This window comes from Pseudomonas sp. GW821-FHT02H09 (assembly GCF_059421425.1).
The window spans coordinates 1-503 of the sequence record NZ_JBWKVA010000064.1 but is presented as its reverse complement, the minus strand read 5'-3'; the positions used below and the strand labels follow the sequence as shown (position 1 = coordinate 503).

1 protein-coding gene is annotated in these 503 nt (G+C 69.2%); it reads right to left on the bottom strand.

Annotation, left to right across the window (positions count from 1 at the left end; translation table 11 throughout):
• On the bottom strand, positions 1-503 hold a 503-nt coding region (locus AC07VR_RS31665), incomplete at both ends, for an RHS repeat domain-containing protein (protein WP_495013652.1).

The following is a 503-nucleotide window of genomic DNA, read 5'->3' as shown; positions in this document are numbered from 1 at the left end:
CGGCGCTGGCCGTGGCGACTGTCGCTGAGGAGGGCCAGGTTGCCGTTGGCGGCGTAGCGGTAATGCCGGTGGTACCGCGACTGTTGTTGCTGGCTGAGGGCGTGGGCCTGCAGGCGGCCCTGCTCGTCGTACTGGTACTGGCTGAGCAGTTGGCCTTGCTGGCGCTGTTGTTCACGTCCGGCGTCAAAGACGTGCGTAGTCAGCCGGGCGCCGTTGAGGTCGATGGCGCTCAGCGCCCCGCCCTGGCCGTGGTGGTAGTCGAGGGTGCTGTGGTCCGGCAGGCGCAGCTGCTCGAGCCGACCGCAGGCGTCGTAGCGATAACGCAGGGTGCCCCAGCCCTGGTGCTCGGTGATCAGCCGGTCGTGCCGGTCGTATTCGAATTCCAGCGGCCAGTCGGTGTCGCGGTCCGCGACGCTGACCAGGCGGCCGAGGCCGTCGTAGCGATAGTCGACGGTGTTGCCGTCAGGCAGGGTCTTGCGGGTCAGCCGGCCGTGAGCGTCGCG